Source organism: Protofrankia sp. Cr2 (assembly GCF_963555885.1).
Lineage (GTDB): Bacteria > Actinomycetota > Actinomycetes > Frankiales > Frankiaceae > Protofrankia.
Genome location: NZ_CAUVXG010000042.1, coordinates 1 through 5,034, shown reverse-complemented (window position 1 = coordinate 5,034; position 5,034 = coordinate 1). Strand labels below are relative to the sequence as shown.

The 5,034-nt window shown below is 71.5% G+C and carries 1 protein-coding gene and 1 pseudogene; both read right to left on the bottom strand.

The genetic code is table 11. From position 1 onward, the window contains the following. Positions 1-4,217 (bottom strand): alpha-(1->3)-arabinofuranosyltransferase domain-containing protein (locus U9978_RS17430; protein WP_322762204.1); only part of this gene is annotated, 4,217 nt, incomplete at its 3' end. A 167-nt stretch (positions 4,218-4,384) separates the two neighbouring features. Beyond that, positions 4,385-5,034, bottom strand: a pseudogene (locus tag U9978_RS17425) (hypothetical protein); the annotation flags it as partial.

The window sequence follows — 5,034 nt, the reverse complement described above, 5'->3', positions numbered from 1 at the left end:
GCGGCGCCGGAGAGCACCAGAGCACGGCGCACCAGCCGTTGGGGGGTCCAGCGCAGATCGACGGTGAAGCTGGACGCGGTCGGAGTGATCCGCCAGCCGTTGGCGTAGCCGTCCACCAGCCGTGGCGCGCCGTAGTCGATGGTCGTCGATCCTCCCGTTGATGTTCCCCGTGACGTCGCCTTCCAGCCGGCGGACAGGCTCTGCCCGAGCACCAGCCAGAACGGCGTGCCGGGTTGGGCGTTGGTGACCCGCAGGGCGAACGATGTGTCGCTCGATCCGGTGACCGCCGCCACCGGCGTGCGGGCGGTGCCCTCGCCCGATGATCGGACCGGGGTGCCCTGGTCGGTCGGTGCGACCGATCCGGCTGCAGTGATCGGCGACGCGCCCCCACCGGGTTCGGAGGCCAGCACCAGTCGGTCCAGGTCGTATCCGACTTCGGCTCCCGCCGTGGTGCGTAGCGTATGGTCGCCGGCGTCCAGGGTGATGGGAGTGCCGCAGAGCGACACCAGCAGACCCTTGCGGGCGAGCGCGTCGGTGCTGGAACCGGTGATCCGTACCGAGACCGGGTGCCCGTCGAGCGTGAGGAGATCGCTACGGCATTCGCCGGGTAGGGCTGCTGCCGCCGGGGGAACCCGCAGGCCGGCGAGATCGACCTCGGCCAGTCCGACCGGCATCGTGATCTGCTGCTCGCCGATCGGGTCCCGGGTGGTGACCGATCGGATGCTGTCGACCACAAGACGGATGTTGCTGCCCCGGACGGGGGGGAAGGAGACGGTGACCGTCCGACCGGCGCCTGGATCTCCGATCCTGCCACCCGGCATGTCGGTGATCGGCGGGATGGTCAGCGTGTCCACCCGCTTACCGTCCACGACCAGACCGAGTGCCCTCGGCACGGAATGGCGCCCGTCGGCCACCACCGACAGGGTCAGCGTCGAGAAACTCACCGGCTTCGGGGAATTGACCTGGATCCAGGCGTCGGTCTGCATCCCGAAGCCCGGACTCCACAGCGTCGTCGGGTCACCGTCGAACGCACCGGCGCTGCCGGCGGCCAGATCACCGGGTAGTCGGCCCGACGACTCGGTGGTCACCCGGTCCGACGGTCGGCCCGTGGACGTACCCAGGACCAGGTCGTTGGCATAGGCGGACGCGCGGGCGGTGCCGGTGAGGGCGAAGGTACGTGCGGTGGGCAGGGTGAACACCCGGGCCATGGCCGCCTCGGTGTCGGACCGGAACGGTTCCGCCGGGTTCGCCCGGTCACGGGTGACCTGCAGCATGAGCCGGTGTTCCAACGATGCTCTGCCTGTCGTGGTCAGCAGGTCGGTGGGCATCCGCAGGAGCTCGTTCGCGTGCGGGGACGTGCCGTCCGGTCGGACGATGTCGACTTCGGCGAACCCGACGCTGGACAGATCCGCGTAGTCGGCACGGACTCCGGTGTTGGTCTCCTCGACGGTGATGTCTAGGCGGGTGAAGCCACGGGTCGGGAAGGTGACCAACTGGCCGGATTCGGTCCGAGACGCGGCGGTGAGGTTCACGCTCACCGGTGAGCCGCCGTCGAACCGGAGCGTCGCCTGTGTGATCCACCGGTTGGGGGAGCCGCGTACCGGTTGGACGAGGCGGACCCGGTCGGTGCGCACCGGGTTCGCCACGGTGATCTGGAGGCGTTGGCCCACCGGGTTGGCGAACGCGCCGACCTGCCACGCGGTGTCGAGGTCGCCGTCGACCGCGCCCACCGGACGTTCCGGCGGGCTGTAGGCGAACGCATTGCCGTAGCTGGTTGCGCCGACAGCGGCGATGTCGCCGGGCTGGCCGGGGGCGTGCAGCACCGCGACCGTCTGGGCCGCCGTGGTCTGGTCCGGAAAGACCGGTAGTCGGTTGTCGTTGGGGTCGGGTGCCAGCGCAACCGTGTCGGGGCTTTCCACGTAGCCGTAGTTGTCCCGGATCGAGCCCCACCGTTCGGCCCGGCGCCTGTTGCTGTCGGTGAGAAGAAGATCGGCGCCGTCGGCCAGGGCCTGGCTGACCGATGCCGGGTCGGCCGCCATCGACGCGGTGTAGAGAATGGCCCGGTTCGTCCGGAGCGGGTCGGCCAGCAGGCCCGCGGCCGCGGCGTCGACCAGCCCCTCCCCGTTGCCGCTGACCAGCAGTGGGGCACCGGTCGCCGCCGTCCGCACGATGGGTTGTGGGTTGGTGATTCCGAAGACGGCCAGGGCCGGCGGGTTGACCGCGTCCGGTGGCGTACCCAGGGCTAGCTCATCGTTGACGGGAATGCGTGGTGCGTCGGTGACCGGCGGGCCGAAGCGGCGTGGCGCGCCAAGCCCGGCGGGCACCGGGTCGGTGAACAGCGCCCAGGTCGGCACCGGCCGCGGGGTGCGGAAGCGTTCGTACTGCTGATTGCTGCGCAGCACGATGTCACCGACTCCCATCAGCCGGGCGATGTCGGCCAGCGAATCGGTTTCGAACACACCTTCCTGCATCCGGCGGTCCAAGGCGCGCAGCAGATCGGCGGATGCGGCGGCGCTGAACGGGATCAGCTCCCGCACCAGGTAGGGGCGCTTGGTCAGGCCGGGCAGGACGGGGTCGAGGGTGGTTCCCCAACGGTAATGGGCGAAGTCCGCACCGGGCAGTTCCAGCACCCGGGTGGCGGGACCGGCCGCGTCCAGCGCGGTGGCGACCTGGCCCTCGTAGGCGGGGATCTGTTCGGGGCGGTCCAGATCCGACTCGATGAACCGGCCGCGCCACAGCGGACTGAGGTTCGCCACTATCAGGACGATGACGATGATCCATGCGGTGGTGGGCGCCAGGCGGTGCAACCGGGCCCGGGTACCGGGGCGGCGGGTATCGCGGCGGCGGGCGCCGCCGGAGCGCCGCCGCAGGCGCCCACCGACGGTGCCGAGCGTGGTGGTCGGGCGCTCGTTGCCGAGCGCGGTGGCCAGCCGTTCGCAGGCCGCCATGAGCCCGCCGGCGAGCAGTACCGACAGACCGAGCGCGACCAGCGGTACCGCCCGGGGCATCGAACGCAGCGCGAACCCGGCGGTGGATGCCTGCGCGAACGCGCGGAACGCCGCGCCCAGCGGCGAGGGGTGGTCATAGGGGTACACGCCCACCGCGACCGTGGTACCGACGAGTACCAGCAGGACGAAGTATGCCTTGTAGCCCCATCGCAGCAGCGCCGCGCCCGCCAGCGCGAGCACCGGTATCGCGAAGCTCGCGGCGATCACCCATGCGGTCTGGGTGTAGTCACGCGACGGAGTGATCCACGTGCCGAGAGCGTCCTGGCCGTAGAAGTACCAGTTGCCCAGGCCGCGCAGGACCTCCGACGCCTGCGAGGCGCTCGCCACCGTCTTGAGCGTCTCGCTGTAGGCGAGAATGTCCACCCCGTAGCCGGCCTGGGTGACCAGACCCGCGATCCACCAGGCCGAGCACAGCACGACCAGTATGCCGGCTCGGACGATCATGCCCAGTGCGGGGCCGAGCCGGACCTCCCGGGTCCCCCACAGGGCGAAGGGCAGCCACAGCATCGGCGCCAGCAGCACGAAGATCAGACTGGCCGCGTTGCTGCTGCCGACCAGCGCGACGGTGACACCGAACGCGGCCGGCCAGCGCCAGCCGTCCGGCCGCCAGGCCGCGCGGCCGCCCCGGGCCTCGCGCAGCCCCCGGACGGTGATCCCGAGCAGCCAGCCAAGGCCCGTGTACGGCAGCAGGATCGCCGACATTCGGGCCTCGTACTCCAGGACATAGGGGCTCAGCATGTAGGCGGCCGCGGCGACGAAGGCGGACCTGTTCGGCCAGCGAAACGACCGCATGCAGAACAACACGCCGGCGCCCGCCAGGAACAGCACCGAGCCGGTCCACAGCCGCTGGGCGACCCATGCGGGCAGACCGACGAGGTCGACGAGCCAGAAGAAGGCGCCCTGCGGGAGGAGGAAGCCGATGTTCTGGTGGGTGACCGCACCCATCCCGATGTTCGGGGCCCACATGATCCCCGCATGACTGATCAGCCGTTGCGGGTCTATGTACAGATATGCCTTGGTGTCGACGCCGACCCGTCCGGGCGCCGTGAGCAGCAGCGGCAGGTAGGCGATCGCGGCCAGCAGCGATGCGGGCCACGACGGCAGCCACCGGCGTCGCAGCGGCGACGACTCGCCGCCGGCGGCCGGGCGGCCGCCGAACCGGCGGGGAAGAGCTCGCCGCGGATGTGCCGATGGTGCGGTCAGGGTCACCGGTCCAGCCCAATCGTCCTGGTTCGGCTCCCGGTCGCTGGTGCGGCAGGGAGGAAGACGGCAGCACGCCGCAGGCCGGGCACTGCGGGGCCTACGGTGATCGCGAAGCGTGTCCGAAGCATCCTAATCCGCCCCCGCGACGCTTCCGACCAGCGATGATCGCACGCTCACCGGAGGGCCGTGCGGCGGGCATTGGACCAGACCAGTAGTCCCGTGCCGGCGGCCAGTACCGCATGCAGCGCGAGTTCCAGCCGGGCCGTCGCCACCGGGGCACCGCCGACCCACCAGACGCCCGCAACGGCGAGGGCCGTCGCGGCCGCGAGCACCACCAGGACGCCGCGCGCGCCGACGGCCAGCAGGTAGTGCGTGAACAGGACGGTTGCCCCGAGGCAGGTCATCGCCCCGGCCAGCGGCGCGAGGGCGCTGGCGGATGCGGTCAGCCGCGGGCCGAAGGCCAGTGCCAGTCCACCCGCCGGAGCGAGCAGGGCGACGAGGAGAAGCCCGGCGGCCGGCACCGCGAGCATCGCCAGGGTCGCGCCCAGCTGATGCAGCGCGTGTTCACCGTGGTGGCGGCGGGTCGCGGTCTCGGGCAGCAGGAAGCCCCCCAGCACGACCGCAGCGAAGACCAGCGCCTTGCACGCGACGGACACCGCCGCGTACGAACCGGCCTCGGCGGAGCGGTGCGCGCCGATCGCCAGCACATCGACGTTCTGGAGCACGCCCAACAGGACCAGGGCGCTCAGCGCGGCGCCGACCTCGACGGCCAGCCGGTTCGGTGCCGACACGGGCGGGTCGGTGGCGAGCACGGTGTCGGCAC